Source organism: Allobosea sp. 01N443 (assembly GCF_056399325.1).
Map to the genome: position 1 here is coordinate 18,075 of NZ_JBFTRC010000016.1, position 16,583 is coordinate 34,657.

At 66.2% G+C, this 16,583-nt stretch carries 17 protein-coding genes; 12 read left to right on the plus strand and 5 right to left on the minus strand.

Going from position 1 to position 16,583, the window contains the following annotated elements:
* Window positions 1-232: 232 nt before the first annotated feature.
* Window positions 233-547 carry a quaternary ammonium compound efflux SMR transporter SugE gene (sugE, locus tag AC1DRP_RS07015; protein WP_069876975.1) on the plus strand — a complete coding sequence of 105 codons (315 nt, stop codon included), beginning with the start codon at window positions 233-235 and terminating at the stop codon, window positions 545-547.
* A gap of 40 nt (window positions 548-587) precedes the next feature.
* Here sugE and AC1DRP_RS07020 read toward each other — a convergent pair whose 3' ends face one another.
* The 3 genes from AC1DRP_RS07020 to AC1DRP_RS07030 form a co-directional block, all read right to left on the minus strand.
* Window positions 588-755 carry a hypothetical protein gene (locus tag AC1DRP_RS07020; protein WP_176733240.1) on the minus strand — a complete coding sequence of 56 codons (168 nt, stop codon included), beginning with the start codon at window positions 753-755 and terminating at the stop codon, window positions 588-590.
* Between the two features lie 59 nt (window positions 756-814).
* Window positions 815-1,747, minus strand: coding sequence for a LysR family transcriptional regulator (locus AC1DRP_RS07025; RefSeq protein ID WP_441488678.1), 933 nt, complete (start codon window positions 1,745-1,747; stop codon window positions 815-817).
* A gap of 210 nt (window positions 1,748-1,957) precedes the next feature.
* Window positions 1,958-2,383 carry a DoxX family protein gene (locus AC1DRP_RS07030; RefSeq protein ID WP_113518213.1) on the minus strand — a complete coding sequence of 142 codons (426 nt, stop codon included), beginning with the start codon at window positions 2,381-2,383 and terminating at the stop codon, window positions 1,958-1,960.
* Window positions 2,384-2,579: 196 nt separating this feature from the next.
* Here AC1DRP_RS07030 and AC1DRP_RS07035 point away from each other — a divergent pair, with 196 nt between their 5' ends.
* Together AC1DRP_RS07035 and AC1DRP_RS07040 are read left to right on the plus strand one after the other, a co-directional pair.
* The gene (locus AC1DRP_RS07035; RefSeq protein ID WP_441504738.1) at window positions 2,580-3,512 is read left to right on the plus strand and encodes a ring-cleaving dioxygenase; all 933 of its coding nucleotides are present in this window, start codon (window positions 2,580-2,582) and stop codon (window positions 3,510-3,512) included.
* 80 nt (window positions 3,513-3,592) lie between these two features.
* Window positions 3,593-4,216, plus strand: coding sequence for an alpha/beta hydrolase (locus tag AC1DRP_RS07040; RefSeq protein WP_441504737.1), 624 nt, complete (start codon window positions 3,593-3,595; stop codon window positions 4,214-4,216).
* A gap of 159 nt (window positions 4,217-4,375) precedes the next feature.
* Here AC1DRP_RS07040 and AC1DRP_RS07045 read toward each other — a convergent pair whose 3' ends face one another.
* Both AC1DRP_RS07045 and AC1DRP_RS07050 read right to left on the minus strand, forming a co-directional pair.
* Entirely contained in the window at window positions 4,376-4,600 is a 225-nt protein-coding gene (locus AC1DRP_RS07045) for a hypothetical protein (RefSeq protein WP_441488675.1), read from the minus strand.
* A gap of 92 nt (window positions 4,601-4,692) precedes the next feature.
* A complete protein-coding gene (locus tag AC1DRP_RS07050; RefSeq protein WP_476768168.1) occupies window positions 4,693-5,124 on the minus strand; it encodes an Lrp/AsnC family transcriptional regulator in 432 nt (143 codons plus the stop codon).
* 119 nt (window positions 5,125-5,243) lie between these two features.
* On the opposite strand from AC1DRP_RS07050, the gene AC1DRP_RS07055 reads away from it, so the two are divergent.
* The 9 genes from AC1DRP_RS07055 to AC1DRP_RS07095 all read left to right on the plus strand — a co-directional run bounded on the left by AC1DRP_RS07055 (window position 5,244) and on the right by AC1DRP_RS07095 (window position 16,583).
* On the plus strand, window positions 5,244-6,371 hold the full coding sequence (locus AC1DRP_RS07055; protein WP_441488674.1) for a saccharopine dehydrogenase family protein: 1,128 nt from the start codon (window positions 5,244-5,246) through the stop codon (window positions 6,369-6,371).
* Window positions 6,372-6,593: 222 nt separating this feature from the next.
* On the plus strand, window positions 6,594-8,081 hold the full coding sequence (locus AC1DRP_RS07060) for a M81 family metallopeptidase (RefSeq protein WP_476768169.1): 1,488 nt from the start codon (window positions 6,594-6,596) through the stop codon (window positions 8,079-8,081).
* A 171-nt stretch (window positions 8,082-8,252) separates the two neighbouring features.
* Complete coding sequence (locus tag AC1DRP_RS07065) at window positions 8,253-9,917, plus strand: amidohydrolase (protein ID WP_476768170.1); 1,665 nt, start codon at window positions 8,253-8,255, stop codon at window positions 9,915-9,917.
* Window positions 9,918-10,065: 148 nt separating this feature from the next.
* Window positions 10,066-11,652: an ABC transporter substrate-binding protein gene (locus tag AC1DRP_RS07070; protein WP_441504857.1), complete on the plus strand. Its 1,587-nt coding sequence runs from the start codon at window positions 10,066-10,068 to the stop codon at window positions 11,650-11,652.
* Between the two features lie 103 nt (window positions 11,653-11,755).
* Window positions 11,756-12,691: an ABC transporter permease gene (locus tag AC1DRP_RS07075; RefSeq protein WP_476768171.1), complete on the plus strand. Its 936-nt coding sequence runs from the start codon at window positions 11,756-11,758 to the stop codon at window positions 12,689-12,691.
* An 8-nt stretch (window positions 12,692-12,699) separates the two neighbouring features.
* On the plus strand, window positions 12,700-13,521 hold the full coding sequence (locus AC1DRP_RS07080; protein WP_476768172.1) for an ABC transporter permease: 822 nt from the start codon (window positions 12,700-12,702) through the stop codon (window positions 13,519-13,521).
* Window positions 13,522-13,532: 11 nt separating this feature from the next.
* Window positions 13,533-14,513 carry an ABC transporter ATP-binding protein gene (locus AC1DRP_RS07085; RefSeq protein WP_476768192.1) on the plus strand — a complete coding sequence of 327 codons (981 nt, stop codon included), beginning with the start codon at window positions 13,533-13,535 and terminating at the stop codon, window positions 14,511-14,513.
* Window positions 14,506-15,489: an ABC transporter ATP-binding protein gene (locus tag AC1DRP_RS07090; RefSeq protein WP_476768173.1), complete on the plus strand. Its 984-nt coding sequence runs from the start codon at window positions 14,506-14,508 to the stop codon at window positions 15,487-15,489. Before AC1DRP_RS07085 ends, AC1DRP_RS07090 begins: the two co-directional genes overlap by 8 nt.
* A 104-nt stretch (window positions 15,490-15,593) precedes the next feature.
* Entirely contained in the window at window positions 15,594-16,583 is a 990-nt protein-coding gene (locus AC1DRP_RS07095) for a succinylglutamate desuccinylase/aspartoacylase family protein (RefSeq protein WP_476768174.1), read from the plus strand.

A 16,583-nucleotide genomic window follows, 5' to 3' on the forward strand; every position in this document is an offset into this window, starting at 1 on the left:
CCTGGGGGCGGCACGAGCCTTATGCACAAGACTAACGTAGGGGTATGTCGGTCGGGCTCCCGCGAAGGAGCTGGCCATGAGAGCCATGCAGAGGTCAGCGGTGGCGCGCTCCTTCCCAACCGGCAGAGGCGCGGCCTAGTTTGGGCTAAGGGCGGCGTCTCCTGCCGCGTCCCGGGGCGTGGACGACCTCGCCTTGTTTCGACTGGCCCCTTCTCATGCGGAGCGCGCTGCCATGGCCTGGCTCTATCTCTTCGTCGCAGGCCTGTTCGAGGTCGGCTGGGCGATCGGCCTCAAATACACGCAAGGCTTCACCCGCCTCGTCCCGACCCTGCTGACGCTCGCCAGCATGGTCGTCAGCCTCGGCCTGCTCGGTCTGGCGCTGAAGACGCTGCCGGTAGGCACAGCCTATGCGGTCTGGACGGGCATCGGCACGATCGGGACGGCGGCGCTCGGCATCGTGCTGCTCGGCGAGCCGGCAGGCGCCCTGCGGCTTGCCTGCATCTCGCTCATCGTGGCGGGGATCGTCGGGCTTAAGCTGGTCTCCTGACCAGCGTCACGTTCTGGCCAGCGTCACCGTCTGACCGGTGTCATCTGCGGAAGGCGTCAGGCCAGTTGCCGCTTCTTTCGAGCAGCACGATCAGCAGGACCACGGCGAGCGTGATCGCCAATGTGATCAGCTTGGCGTTCCAGGGCGCGCCGCGGCCGATCAGCCAGATCAGGCTGAGCCCGATCGCGAGGGGGATAAGCATCTCCATGACGAGAGCCTAGCGCCGGCTGCGCCGTAAGGGAACCCGACTGTGCTCCTGAACGCGGCTCAGCCGCCGCGCGCCGCGACGGCCCGCTCGCCTTCGATCAGCGGCTTCATCCGGCCGATCTCGGCCGCCATGAAATCGAGGAACAGCCGCACGCGCGGCGAGTGCCTGAGATCGGGATGGGTCAAGAGCCAGAGATCGGCCGCGAATTCGGGATCGGGCGCCGCCAGGCGGACGAGGGCCGGCTTGGTGTCTGCAATGAAGCAGGGCAGGAAGCCRATGCCGATGCCCGCCTCGACGGCCTCGGCCAGGCCGAGCACCGTGTTGACCTTGTAGACGATGCGCTCCGGCGGCACGTAATCCTGCAGGAAGCGGACGGCCTTCAGCCAGGCGAACTGGTCGCCGAGCGAAATCCAGTTCTGGTCCCGGAGCGTCTCCATGCTGGTATCGGCATCGGGCGGGAAGCGGCTCGCCAGCCCGTAGAGCGCCCAGGCGATGCGGGCGCCGCGCCGGCCGACCAGGGTCTCGGGCGGATTATCGGTCGCCCTRATCGCGACATCGGCGTCGCGCTTGGAAAGGTTGAGCGCCTGGTTGCTGAGCAGGATGTCGAGGCGGATCTCGGGACATTGCTGCAGGAAGGCCGCGAAGACCGGGGTCAGCAGGTCGACCAGCAGGGTGTCGTTGGTGGTGACGCGCAATTCGCCGGCGGGCTGGATTTCCTGCCCGGCGAGCTTGCGGGTGAAGGCGGTAATGTCCTCGTCCAGCCGCCCGGCGAGCTGCACCATTTCCTCGCCGGCGGGCGTCGGCACATAGCCGCTGCGGTGCCGCTCGAACAGTTTCAGGCCGAGCCCGTCCTCGATCTGGCCGAGGCGGCGAAACACCGTGGAATGGTTCAGGCCGATCAGGCTGGCGGCGGCCGGCAGGGCGCGGGCTTCGGCGATCGCCTTGATCAGCCGGAAATCGTCCCAGGCGAGGGTCTTGCTCGTGCCGCTCATCCGCTTTTCGTCCTTTCATGCGTCCGCCGCCGTCATGGCGCCAGAGCATCGGCCCGGGAATTGGATACCGGTTTTCGGAAGAAGCCGATGCAAGAACAATGCGCTACAGCATCCGGCCGGATGCCCGGTCGGATGCTGTAAGCCATGCGGCGGCGATCGGGAAGACGTGGCGCGGGCCCTTGGGCCGCGCTCACCGATAGTCGACTGCGCTCAGGCGGTGGCGACCGCAGCGCGGGGGCTGAAGCGCACAGGGCGCAGGGCCAGGGCGCCGTCGCCGATCAGGCCGTGGGCCAGCGCCGTCAGCGCCAGGAAGGCGGGATATTCCCAGCCGCCATTGGCCGCGGTGAAGAGCCAGCCATTCGGAGCATGCACCATCAGGGCACCCAGCAGGACCGGCAGCAGTGCCAGCGAGACGAGACGGCCGTAGAAGCCGGTCAGGATGGCGACGCCGCCAATGAACTCGGCCAGGATGATCGGCCAGGCGAGGAAGCCGGGCAAGCCGACCTGGCCCAGAAAGCCGGCGAAGCCTGCGGGAGTGAACACGGCGAGCTTGAGATAGGCATGGGCGATGAACATCAGGCCGAGCGCGACACGCAGGCCGAGGGCGCCGTAAGGGGCGAGGCGATTGTCGATCATGATTGCATCTCCAGAAGCAGGGGACCGGGTTGGTCTCGGCACTGAAAATGCCCTCTCTCCGGCGCAATGCAAATTGTTAGATGCCAAGACTTTCATTGCTTCCGTGCAATGATACCGGGCTGGTGCTTTGCCTGCCGCACTCCGATCTTTGGCCGGAACGAGGCGCCCCGCCTCAAGCCCTTTCGGAGGACAGGCCATGCAGATCAACGGCATCCACCACGTCACCGCCATTTCCGGCCCCGCGCGCCGCAATCTTGATTTCTACGGTCGCGTGCTGGGGCTGCGCCTGGTCAAGAAGACCGTCAATTTCGACGATCCGAGCAGCTATCATCTCTATTACGGCGACGAGGGCGGCTCGCCCGGCACGATCCTGACCTTCTTCCCCTGGGAGCACGCCGCTCCGGGCCGGCTCGGCGTCGGCGAGACCCAGGAAACCGCCTTCCGCGTGCCGGAGGGGGCAATCGGCTACTGGACGCATCGCTTCGTCGAGCTTGGCGTCGCCCATGAGGCGCCGCAGAAGCGCTTCGGCGACACCGTGCTGCCCTTCCGGGATCCGGACGGGATGCGGCTTGCCCTGATCGGCCTGCCCGGCATTGCCGCCGAGCCGGCCTGGACGGGCGGCGCGATTCCGGCCGAGCATGCGATCCGCGGCTTCCACTCCGTCAGCCTGCTGCTCGAGGATGCGGCGCCGACCGGTGCGATCCTCAGTGACATCTTCGGCTTTGCCGAGATCGCGAGGGAAGGCAGCGTGACCCGCTTCCGGACTGAGGGCGCGGCATGCGGCGGGATTGTCGATCTGCGCACCGCCGGCGGCTTCCTGCCGGCACGCCAGGGGGCCGGCTCGGTGCACCATATCGCCTTCCGGGCGGCGGGTGATGCCGAGCAGGAAGCGATGGTGCGCCGCCTAAAGGAGAACCATGGCATCCGCGCCACGGAGCAGCGGGACCGGAACTATTTCCGCTCTGTCTATTTCCGCGAGCCCGGCCGGGTCCTGTTCGAGATCGCCACCGACGCGCCGGGCTTCGGCATCGACGAGGCGAGCGAGAGCCTCGGCCAGGCGCTGAAGCTGCCGCCRCAATACGAGGCGCAGCGCAGCCGTATCGAGGCCGTGCTGCCGGAACTCGCCTGACGACACCTGACCAAACAAGACGCCCTGCCTCGCCGCGCTGACGGGGCAGGGCCGTCCCCTGCATTATCGAGGAGTGACCCATGCTGGACGCCGTCGCGACCACACCCTTCATCCATGCGTTCGAGCCGGGCAGCGATACCGCCCGCAAGCCCCTGCTGCTGCTCCATGGCACCGGCGGCAACGAGCATGACCTGCTGCCGCTCGGCCGCATGGTCGCGCCCGGCGCCGCCTTGCTCTCGCCGCGCGGCCAGGTGCTGGAAGGCACGATGCCCCGTTTCTTCCGCAGGCTCGCCGAAGGCGTCTTCGACGAGGCCGATCTGAGCCGCCGCACCCATGAGCTGGCGGATTTCATCGAGGATGCGCGCCGACGCTATGATCTTGCCGCGCCGATTGCCGTCGGCTTCTCGAACGGGGCGAATATCGCGGCGAGCCTGCTGTTGCTGCGCCCAGAGGTGCTGGCCGGGGCGGCGCTGCTGCGGGCGATGTCGCCCTTCCGGGAGCCACCAAAGGCCGATCTCGCCGGCAAACGCGTGCTGATGCTGTCGGGAGCGCAGGACCCGATCATTCCGGCCGCCGACGCCGCACGGCTTGCCGCGACTCTGTCGGGCAATGGCGCGACGGTCGAGCACCGCATCCTACCGGCGGGCCATGGCCTGTCGCAGGCCGATATCGGCCTGCTCACCGCCTGGCTCGACCAGGCCTGAACGCCTCGGCGAATCGGCGCTCTGCATTGGGGGCGCCGTTCCGGCACAAACAAAGACCCCGGATCCGTCGCAACGCCCTGCGGCGTTCGATGGATCCGGGGCCGAATCTCGTAACTCCCGGGCGTCCGGATGACGGCCCTGCTGCCGTTCGAGTCAGTCCTAGGGCGCTGTCGCCTTCGGCTTGCTGCGTGCAGCCGGCTTGGGCTCGGGCGGCGGCTCAGTTGCTTCCTTCGCCAGCCGCTGCGCCCGCAAGGCCTCGATCTTCTTGCGTGCCGCAGCCTCTTCAGCTGCGATTCGCCCGCTGGCCTTCTGCCTTTCGCGCGGGGCCTCCTGCACGCTGTGTACGTCATGCCAGACGCGTGGCCGACGGTCGTCACCTGCCATCTTCTTCTCCCACCGCAGTTTTCCCCTGGTCGTGAGTGTACGCCTGATTGTGGCGGGATACGAGCGCGCGATTGCCGGGAGCAGGCGAGGGCTCAGCGCTCGACGCGGGTCGAGAGAATGATCGRCGACATCGTCCGCTCGACACCGTCGAGCGCGCCGATCCGGTCGATCAGCTCGTCGAGTTCGCCGATCGACGGCGCGATCACGATCGCGATCATGTCGAAATGACCGCTGACCGAATGAAGGGTCCGGACCTCCGGAATGCGGCGCAGTTCCGCCTCGACCCTGGGAGCGAGCTTGGTCAGTGCGGTGATCAGGACATGGGCCTTGACCTGCCCGCGCTCATGCTCGTCGGAGAGCCGCGCCGTGTAGCCGGTGATGACGCCGCGCCGCTCCAGCCGTTCGATCCGGCTTTGCACCGTCGTGCGTGAGAGGCCGAGCTGGCGGCCGAGCTCGGCCACCGGCGCCCGGGCGTTCTCGGTCAGCAGGATAAGGAGCTGTCTGTCTGTGCGGTCGATCGGCATGATGCTGAGTACTTACGGCAGATCGCCGTAAAATCCCATATGAATCGTCGTGATGGCCGCTTCTATTCGACGAAATCGTCAGCCAGCATAGGACATCAACGAACGCACGGAGCGCCACAATGAAGGAAATCGTCGTTATTGGCGCGGGTAAGATCGGCCAGACCATCGCCGACATGCTCGGCAGCAGCGGGGATTACCGCGTCACGGTCGCCGACCGCTCCGAGGCGCAGCTCGCCGGCATCCGCACCAGCGCCACGGTTTCGACCCGCAAGGTCGATATCGCCGACAAGGAGGCGCTGACCGCCCTGCTCGAAGGCCGTTTCGCCGTGCTGAGCGCAGCCCCCTTCGATCTGACGACGCGGATCGCCGAAGTCGCGGCCCCGCTTGGCGTCCATTATCTCGACCTGACCGAGGATGTCGCCAGCACGAGGCGCGTCAAGGAACTCGCCAAGACGGCGAAGGCAGCCCTCATTCCGCAATGCGGCCTGGCGCCGGGCTTCATCTCGATCGTCGCCGCCGATCTGGCGCGTGATTTCGACACGCTCGACAGCCTCAGGCTGCGCGTCGGCGCCCTGCCGCAATACCCCTCCAACGCGCTCAACTACAACCTGACCTGGAGCACGGACGGGGTCATCAACGAGTATTGCGAACCCTGCGAAGCGGTCGTCAACGGCGAGTTGACCCTCGTCCCGGCGATGGAAGAGCGCGAGGAATTCTCGCTCGACGGCGTCACCTATGAGGCGTTCAACACCTCTGGCGGCCTCGGCACGCTCTGCGAGACGCTGGCCGGCAAGGTCCGGACGCTGAACTACCGCACGATTCGCTATCCCGGCCATTGCGCGATCATGAAGGCGCTGCTCCAGGACCTGCGCCTGGCCGATCGCCGCGACGTGCTGAAGGACATTTTTGAGAACGCCCTGCCGAGCACCCTGCAGGACGTCGTGGTGATCTTCGTCACCGTCAGCGGCATGAAAGATGGCCGCCTGCTGCAGCAGACCTATGCCAACAAGGTCTACAGCGCGACCGTCGGCGGCGTGACGCGCAGCGCCATCCAGATCACCACCGCTTCGGGCATCTGCGCGGTGCTGGACATGCTGGCGCAGGGCAAGCTGCCGCAGCAGGGATTTGTCCGCCAGGAAGAGATCACGCTCGATTCCTTCCTCGCCAACCGCTTCGGCAAGGCCTATGCGCGGGCCGAGGACGGCACCCCGGGCAAGGGCGAAATCGAGCGCAGCCGCGCGGCCTAGAGCATTCTGCGAAAAAGCGGCAACGGTTTTTCGCATGACTATGAGGTTCGATCACGTTTTCTGCGTCTGGGCGATTTCGTCCAGACGCAGCGCGGCCTAAGGCCGCGCTTGCGACGAACGGCAGGCGCTCCACGCAGGGAGCGCATGCTGTATACACATCTGGCATAGACCCGAACGACCGTTAAAAAGAGTCGAAAAGGGTCCGGGAGGGACACGAGGATTATGGCACGACGCGYTCTGGTCGCAGAGTTCATGCATGAGACGAACACATTCAGTGTTCAGCTCACCGGAGAAGAGGTCTTTCGCAACGCCGGCCTCTATCTCGACAACGAGATTCCCCCGGCTTTCAGCGGCACGCGGACATCGCTCGGCGCAGCCTTCGAGGCGGCCGAGAAGTTCGGCTGGAGCCTGACCCACCCCATCGTCGCCCATGCCAACCCTTCAGGCCGCGTCACCGATGCGGCCTTCGAGCTATGCGCAGGCAAGATCGTCGCGGCCTGCGCCGGCGTCGACGGTGTGCTGCTGCATCTCCACGGCGCCATGGCGACGGAAAGCTCCGATGACGGTGAGGGCGAGCTGCTCTCCCGCATCCGCGCCAAGGTCGGCCCCTCCGTTCCGGTCGTCGCGGTGCTCGATCTGCACGCGACGCTCACCCAGCTGATGGCCGACAGCGCCAATGCGCTGATCTCCTACCGGACCTATCCGCATATCGACCAGTATGAGCGGACCTGGCAGGCGGCCGAGCTGCTGCAGAAGGCGATGGATGGCGAGATCACGCCGACCGCCGCCGTTGCCCGCCGGCCCATCCTCTACGCTCTCGATGGCGGGCGCACGACCTCGCCCCCGTTCAAGGAGCTGCTGCGCCGCGGCGACGAGCTCGAGGCGAAGGGCGAGGCGCTGGTCGTCAGCGTCCAGGCCGGCTTCTCCTCGGCCGACGTCCACGATATCGGCCCCTCCGTCGTCGTCACCGCCAATGACCGCAACAAGGCCCAGGCCATCGCCGAAGAGCTGATGGATTATGCCTGGGAGCAGCGGCATTTCTCCTCGATCCATTTCACGCCCGTGGCCGAGGCCATGGTGAAGGCGAAGAATGGTGAGGGCCAGAACGGCGAGGGTAAGGCCGGCAAGCCGCTGGTGATCTCCGATTATTCCGACAATCCCGGCGCCGGCGCCTATGGCGACGCCACGAACCTGCTGCGCGCGGTCCTGGCCACCGGCCTGGAGAATGTCGCTTTCCACGCGATCTGCGACGGCGAGGCTGCGCTGCAGGCGCAGGCTGCCGGCGTCGGCAACACCGTGACGCTGATGCTCGGCGGCAAGGTCGATCCGAACATGGGCGGCGGCCCGCTCGAGGTCACCGGCCGGGTCGTCTCGATCACCGACGGCCATTTCATCGCTTATGGCCCGATGGGCGGCGGTGCCTGGCGCAGCTACGGGCTCAGCGTCATGCTGCGCATCGGCGGCGTCGAGCTCGTCATCATCACCCATAACGGCCAGGCGACCGACCTCGCGCAGTTCACCTCGCTCGGCGTCGACCCGACGCGGAAATCGACGGTGATCGTCAAGTCGATGCAGCATTTCCGGGCCGCCTTCGAGCCGATCGCCCGCGAAGTGGTCGAGGTCGATACCGGCGCGCTGGCGACGCGCAATTTCAAGGAGCGCCCCTACAAGAGCGTTCGCCGGCCGATCTTCCCGCTCGACGACATCTAGCGCCTAAAGCATCGGCCCGAAAAGTGGATTGCGGTTTTCGGGAAAACCGATGCGAACACAGAAGGTTAGATCATCGAACCGAATAGGAAATCCGGTCCGATGATCGAGCCGGGGGCTTTGGCCTCCGGCGTGACGTTCGGACTAAAGCCCTGACATGAATTCGGAGTTTCCATGACGCTCTCCGCTCAAACCCCGGCTCACCGCGCCCGGCCGCAGGCCGATCTCGTCCTCAGGAACGGCCCGATCTGGTGCGGCCGCGAGGACGGGGTCGTCGAGGCCCTGGCGATCTGGCAGGGCAGGGTGCTCGCCACCGGCAGCGATGCCGAGATCGCCGCCCTGATCGGCCCCGGGACCAAGGTGATCGATCTCGAGGGCCGGCTCGCCACGCCCGGCCTGAACGATTCCCACCTGCACCTCGTCTCGCTCGGCATGACCATGGACTGGGTCGACGCCCGCCCGGCGGTCGCGCCCGATCTCGCCTCCCTGCTCGATGCCATCGCAAAGCGTGCCGCCGGCACCAAGCCCGGCGACTGGATCCTGTCGCGCGGCTACGACCAGACCAAGCTCGATACCGGCCGGCATCCCTATCGCGAGGAACTCGACCGCGCCGCGCCGAACAATCCGGTCATGCTGATCCGGACCTGCGGCCATGTCTCGATCTGCAATTCGATGGCGCTGGAGCTCGCGGGCATCGACGAGGCCTCGCCGACCCCGCCCGGCGGCCTGATCGAACAGCAGAACGGTCGGCTCACCGGCATGCTGGCGGAAAACGCCCGCGCGCCGGTCTGGGCCGCGATCCCGCGCCCGACCGAGGAAGACCTCGTCACCGGCATCGAACGCGGCGGCAATTACCTGCTCTCGCTCGGCATCACCAGCTGCATGGATGCGGCGGTCGGCCAGCGCGGCGCCTTCGGCGAGATCTCGGCCTATCACCGCGCCAAGCGCGACGGCCGCCTGCCGGTGCGGACCTGGCTGACCCTGCTCGGCGACGAAGGCCGCTCGGTCGTGCCGCAATGCTACGAGGCCGGGCTGATCTCCGGCACCGGCGACGACATGCTGATGGTCGGCGCGGTCAAGCTCTTCCTCGACGGCTCGGCCGGCGGGCGCACCGCCTGGATGAACGCGCCCTATCTCGGCGAGGACAAGACCACCGGCGTGCAGATGTGCTCGAACGCGGATGTCGAGCGCCAGGTCATGGACGCCCATGTGAAGGGCTATCAGCTCGCCTGCCACGCCATTGGCGATGCCGCGATCGAGCAGCTGATCACGGCCTATGAGAAGGCGCTCGCCGCCCATCCCGATCCGGACCGCCGCCACCGCATCGAGCATTGCGGCTTCTCGACGCCCGAGCAGCATGAACGCATGGTCGCGGCCGGCATCTATCCCTGCCCGCAGCAGGTCTTCATCTACGATTTCGGCGATGCCTATGTGAAGGTGCTCGGGCGGGAGCGGGCGCTGTCGAGCTACCCCTTGCGGACCTGGTTCGATCTCGGCCTGAAGCCGGCGACGGGCAGCGACGCACCGGTCTGCGACCCCAATCCGTTCCCGAACTTCTACACCATGCTGACCCGCAAGACCTGGCGCGGCACGGTGATGGATGAGGCCCAGTGCGTCTCGATCGACGAGGCGCTGCAGGCCTATACCGAATTCGGCGCCTTCTCGCAGAAGCAGGAGGCCRTGAAGGGCCGGCTCGTGCCGGGCTATCTCGCCGACGTTGCCGTGTTCTCACGCAACCTTTTGACCGCAGCGCCCGAAGAGATCCTGAAGGACACGCGCTGCGATCTCACCATCCTGAACGGCAAGGTCGTGTTCGACCGCGCCGCGCAGAATGCCTGACCGGATAATTGCTCGGGGACAGCCGGCTAGACGACGGAGACAGACCGGAAAAACCAAGTAAGGTTCCGTACGGGACTGACCGGCGCCGCCCTTGAAAAGGGGGGCGCCACCAAAAAGATCAACGGGAAATTTGGGAGGATTTGACGTGTTGAAACGACTGGCTTTGACCACTGCCCTGACGCTGACGATGGCGTTCTCGGCCCAGGCGCAGGAACCGCGCCGCGGCGGCACGATCCGCTTCACGGCGCCCTATGCCGCATCCTTCGTCAGCAATGACAGCCATGTCTCGAACCAGATCCAGGACGAGATCTATGGTAACGCGCTGCACCGCGCGCTCTACAAGTGGGACTCGACCAACAACAAGCCGGTGCTGGAGCTCGCCAAGAGCGTGACCGCCTCCGCCGATGGCACGGTCCACACCTTCAAGCTGCGCGACGACGCGCTTTTCCATAACGGCCGCAAGATGACGGCTGACGACATCATCTGGACCTACACCCGGCTGATGGATCCCACGAAGAACTATCCCGGCGCGGCCTTTGTCCGGCGCGTCAAGGGCGCCCAGGAATTCCAGAAGGGCGAGGCCAAGGAAATCTCCGGCCTGAAGAAGATCGATGATTTCACCCTCGAGATCACGCTGATCGAGAAGGCCGATCCCGGCTTCCTGTTCCGCACCGCGATCACCTCGATCTTCCCGGCCAAGGAAGCGCAGGAACCCGATTTCTTCAACAAGCCGATCGGTCTGGGTCCGTTCAAGTTCGTCGAGCATGTTCCGGGCTCGCGCATGGTGCTGGAGCGCTGGGAGAAGTTCTACCAGGCCGGCAAGCCCTATGCCGACAAGGTCGTGATCTCGCCGATGGGTGAGGCGGCTGCCCGCGACATCGCCTTCCGCAACAAGGAGATCGACGTCTCGATCCTGGGACCGACGCAATATGTCGCCTACCAGGCCGATCCGAACCTGAAGAAGGGCATTCTCGAAGTCGCGGAAGTCTTCACCCGCAACATGGGCATGAACCCGAACTTCAAGCCCTTCTCCGACAAGCGGGTGCGCCAGGCGATCAATCACGCGATCGACAGCGACCTGATCATCAAGCGCCTCGTCCGCGACAAGGCCTATCGCGCCACCGGCTGGCTGCCGCTCTCCTCGCCGGCCTATGACAAGGACATGAAGCCCTACGACTTCAATCCGGAGAAGGCGAAGAAGCTCCTGACCGAGGCCGGCTATCCCGATGGCTTCGAGTTCGAATGGACCGCTTCCCCGAACGAGAGCTGGGGCGTTCCGATCGTCGAGGCCGTGATCCCGATGCTGGCCAAGGTCGGCGTCAAGGTGAAGATCAAGCCGGTCGAAGGCTCGGCGCTCGGCGGCATCGTCTCGAAGGGTGATTTCCAGGCCTATATCTGGTCGAACACCTCTGGTCCCGATCCGCTGACGCAGATGAAGTGCTTCTACTCCGCGACCCCGCAGAGCGCCTGCAACTACACCACCTACAAGAACCCGGCCGTCGACAAGCTGATCGACGAAGCCGCCGCGACGGACGATGCGGCCAAGCGCATCGACCTGCTGAAGAAGGCCAACGGCATCGTCTATGAAGACGCCCCGGTCTGGTTCTTCAACTACAACAAGGCAGTCATGGCCTATCAGCCCTGGCTGAAGGGCTTGCAGCCCAACGCGACGGAACTCGCCCTGCAGTACTACGAGGATCTCTGGGTCGACGCGTCGTCCCCGGCCGCGAAGTAATCTCTAAAACCCCGGCGCCCGGCGGCCTTCGCTGCCGGGCGTTCGCGGCCAAGAGTTCGCGGCCAAGAGTTCGCGGCCAAGGGTTCGTGGCCAGGAGTTCTGCATGCTGTCTTATGTCTTTCGGCGCCTGCTGCAGGCGATCCCGATTCTGCTCGCTGTCGCGGCGCTGATCTTCCTGCTGTTCAGCGTCATTCCTGGCAGCTTCGCCTCCAGCCAGATGGCTGACGGGCGCACCGTCATGGACGCGGAAGCCGTCGCCCGCATGAACCAGCAATTCGGGCTCGACCAGCCCGTCGCGACCCGGTTCGTGAAATATATCGGGCAATTGGTGACGCTCGATCTCGGCACCTCGTTCCGCACCCGCCAGCCGGTCTGGCACCTGATTGCCGAACGTCTCTGGCCGACCTTGCAGCTCGCCTTCGCCTCGATGCTGTTTGCGATCGCGATCGGCGTCCCCTTGGGCTTCCTGGCGGCATTGCGGCCTGGCAGCTGGATCGACATGGTCTCGATGGTCGCCGCCGTCTCCGGCCTCTCCCTGCCAAAGTTCTGGCTCGGCCTGATGCTGATGTATCTCTTCGCGCTGACCTTGGGCTGGCTGCCGAGCTTCGGCTATGGCGACGGTTCGCTGAAGAACCTGATCCTGCCCTCGATCGCGCTCGGCGTCGCGCCGCTCGCCCTGCTGGCGCGCACCACGCGCGCCTCCGTGCTTGAGATCATGAACGCCGATTTCGTCCGCACCGCCCGTTCCAAGGGCATGAGCGAGCGCCGCGTCGTGCAATGGCACCTGGCGCGCAATGCGCTCGTCATCGTGCTCACCACGGTCGGCCTGCAATTCGGCTCGGTGATCGGCCAGGCCGTCGTGGTCGAAAAGCTCTTCGCCTGGCCGGGTCTCGGCTCGCTGCTCGTCGACAGCGTCTCGCTGCGCGATATCCCCGTGGTGCAGGGCTGCATCCTGGTGATCGTGCTCTTCTTCCTGCTGGTCAACATGCTCGTGGACGTTCTCGCCGCGATCATCGACCCCCGCATCAGATACACCTGAGGGTGCCGATGAAATTCAGAGCCAATCTCGTGTTGGGGGGCGTGCTGTTCGCGGCCGTCGTCGTCGCCGGTACCTTCGCCCCGTTCCTCGCCCATACCGACCCGGTCATGGACGCCAACCTGATGAATGCCGAGATCCCGCCCGGCAGCGAATTCTGGTTCGGCACCGATGCGCAGGGGCGCGACATCTACAGCCGCGTGCTGCACGGCGCGCGCATCTCGCTGACGGTCGGCATCGTCTCGCAGTTGATCAACACGGTGATCGGCGTCGCGCTTGGCCTGTCGGCCGGCTACTGGGGCGGCTGGTGGGACGATCTCGTCAGCGGCCTGACCAACATGATGCTGGCGATCCCCTCGCTGATCTTCGCGCTGGCGATCATGGCGATCCTGACCCCGGGCCTGACCAGCCTCCTGATCGCGCTCGGCCTGACCAACTGGTCCTATACCTGCCGGCTCTCGCGCGCCTCGACGCTCTCGCTCAAGAACCAGGGCTATGTCCAGGCGGCCAAGGTGCTGGGCTACAGCGATATCCGCATCATGGTGACGCAGATCCTGCCGAATATCCTGGGGCCGATCATCGTCATCGGCACGCTTGGCATGGGCGGCGCGGTCCTGGCGGAAGCGTCGCTCTCCTTCCTCGGGCTCGGCATCCGTCCGCCCTTCCCGAGCTGGGGCAGCATGCTGTCGGATGCCCGCGACCAGATCACCACCGCGCCCTGGATCTCGGTCTTCCCGGGCTTGGCGATCTTCGTCACCGTGCTCGGGCTGAACCTGCTCGGTGACGGCTTGCGCGACATCCTCGATCCGCAGTCACGGGCGCGACGCGCATGAATGGGACGGGCATGAGTGGCGAGGCGCTTCTCGAAGTCGAGAACCTGCGGCTCGACCTGATCGTCGGCACCAGGCGCTTTCCGGCGGTGAAGGATGTCTCCTTCACCATCGGCCGCGGCGAGACGCTCGGCCTCGTCGGCGAATCCGGCTGCGGCAAGAGCATCACCGCGCTCTCGCTGATCGGCCTGCTCAGGCATCCGCTGGCCATCGGCGGCGGCAAGATCCGCTTCAAGGGCCGCGAGATCCAGAACCTCTCGGCCAATGAAATGCGCAAGCTGCGCGGCAACGCCATCTCGATGATCTTCCAGGAACCGATGACGGCGCTGAACCCGCTCTCGCCGGTCGGGCGCCAGATCGCCGAGATGTTCGTGCTGCACAAGGGCGCGACCTGGCACGAGGCCGAGCGCAAGGCTGTCGAGGCGCTCGCCAATGTCCGCGTCCCGGCGCCGGACCGGCGCGTCAAGGATTTCCCGCACCAGCTCTCGGGCGGCATGCGCCAGCGCGTGATGATCGCGATCGCGCTCGCTTGCCGGCCGGACCTGCTCCTGGCCGACGAGCCGACGACGGCGCTCGACGTCACCGTCCAGGCCGAGATCCTCGACCTGATCCGCGATCTCTCGGCGGCGCAGGGCACGGCGGTGCTGATGATCAGCCATGATCTCGGCCTGATCGCCAATATGTGCGCCCGCGTCGGCGTGATGTATGCCGGCCGCCTGGTCGAGCAGCGCCCGGCGCAGGAGGTTTTTCGCACGCCGAGCCACCCCTATACCAAGGGCCTCGTCGCCTCCTTGCCGCTGCTGGGCGCGCGCGCCCGCCATGGCCGCCACAAGCTCAAGGAGATCACCGGCGTCGTGCCGGCGGTGACGGCTTTCCCGGACGGGTGCCGCTTCAATCCGCGCTGCTATGCCAGGACCGAGATCTGCGTGGCGCAGGATCCCGGAGAGACGCCGCTGCCGCATGACGGCCTGGTGAGGTGCCATCATCATGAGTGACACGGGCGACCAGACCATCCTCAAGGTCGAGGACCTCGAGGTGAAGTTCGATCTCGGCGGCGGGCTGTTCGGCGGCAAGCGCCGCACGGTCCATGCCGTCGACGGTGTCGATCTCGTGCTGCGCAAGGGCGAGTGCCTCGGGCTCGTCGGGGAATCCGGCTGCGGAAAATCGACGCTGGCGCTCTCGATCCTCGGCCTGCAGGCGCCGACGCGTGGCCGCGTCATTCTCGACGGGCAGGATATCGCCGCGCCCGGCGTCGACCGCAAGGCCCGCGCCCGCATCGCGCAGATGGTGTTCCAGGACCCGTATTCCTCGCTGAACCCGCGCCAGTCGGTGCGGCGGACGCTGGAAACGCCGCTGCGCATGCACGGCGTGACGACGAAGAGCGAGGTCGACGACCGCATCGCCGAGATCATGCGCCATGTCGGCCTGCGGGCGGAGCAGGCCGAGCGCTATCCGCATGAATTCTCCGGCGGCCAGCGCCAGCGCATCGGCATCGCGCGTGCGCTGATCCTGAAGCCGAAGATCGTGGTGCTGGACGAACCGGTTTCGGCGCTCGACGTCTCGATCCGGGCGCAGATCATCAACCTGCTGCTCGAGCTCAAGGACACGCTCTCGCTCTCCTACATCATGATCAGCCATGATCTCGGGGTCGTCGAGCATATGAGCGACCGCGTCGCGGTGATGTATCTCGGCCGGATCGTCGAGACCGGCGACTGGCACACGATCTTCACTGAGCCGCGCCACCCCTATACCCGCGCGCTGATCGCCGCGATCCCCGACCCGTTCAACCACGGGCTGGCGGTAAAAATGTCGGGCGAGGTACCGAACCCGCTGGAGCCGCCCTCCGGCTGCCGCTTCCACCCGCGCTGCCCGGAGATGCGCGAGGGCTGCCGCGCCCAGCCGACGCCGCCGCTGGCCCCGATCGGAGGCGGGCATGAGGTCCGCTGCATCAGGGCCGCAGAACTCGTCTGAGCGGCCCTAAAGCATCGGCCCGAAAAGTGGATTGCGGTTTTCGGGACAAAGCCGATGCAAACAACCGCGACGGCATCGTTGATCATCCGAAGGACATAAGAACCATGGCGAAACCCATGCCGAACCATTCCGCGCCTCAGGCGACTGCGGGCCTCGATGACGGGCCGCTCGAGAGCATCCGTTTCACCGGCCTCAACGCCGGCCCAAAGCTGATCGTGCTCGGCGCCGTCCATGGCAACGAGACCTGCGGCCCCAACGCCATCCGCCGCGTCATCGAGGAGTGCCGCTCCGGCAAGCTGGTCATTCGCCGTGGCGAGGTCACCTTCCTGCCGATCGCCAATCCCAAGGCCTACCGCCTGAAGACCCGCGAAGGCGACCGCAACCTCAACCGCGACATGCGCGAGAAGCCGCTGCCGGCGAATTACGAGGACCGGATCGGCAACCACATCTGCGCGCTGCTGCGCCAGCATGAGGTCCTGCTCGACGTCCATTCCTTCCGGGGCGAGGGCGAGCCCTTCGTCTTCTTCGGACCAGAGGATAACCGGGGAGAGCTCGAGCCGTTCCGCCAGGCGCAGGCCGAAGGCGCCTTTGCCGCCTGCCTCGGCGTGCCGGTGGTGATCCATGGCTGGCTCGACAATTACGCCAGGCTGATCGCGGCGCGCGAGGAATTGAACCTGCCGCGCCTCTCGGTCACCGAGGGCTATGGCACGACCGAATATATGCGCTTTGCCGGCGGCTATGGCGTGACGCTCGAATGCGGCTCGCATGACGACCCGGCTTCGATCGAGATCGGCTATGCCGCGATCCTGAACGCGCTCGCCCATCTCGGCCTGATCGATGCCCCGGCACCGACCACCGCGGGCCGAACCGTCATCCACATCACGCAGGTGATCATCTGCGAAGCCGAGGGCGACAAGGTCGAGGGCGACTGGAAGACCGGCGACGCGCTCGCCAAGGGCCAGGTGATCGCGCGCCGCGCCAATGGCGAGGCCGTGACGGCGCCGGAGGACGGCTACATCATCTTCCCGAGCACGACGGCCAAGCCCGGCGAAGGCATCTGCTATTTTGGGGTGAAGAGCACGAGAACGCTCTGA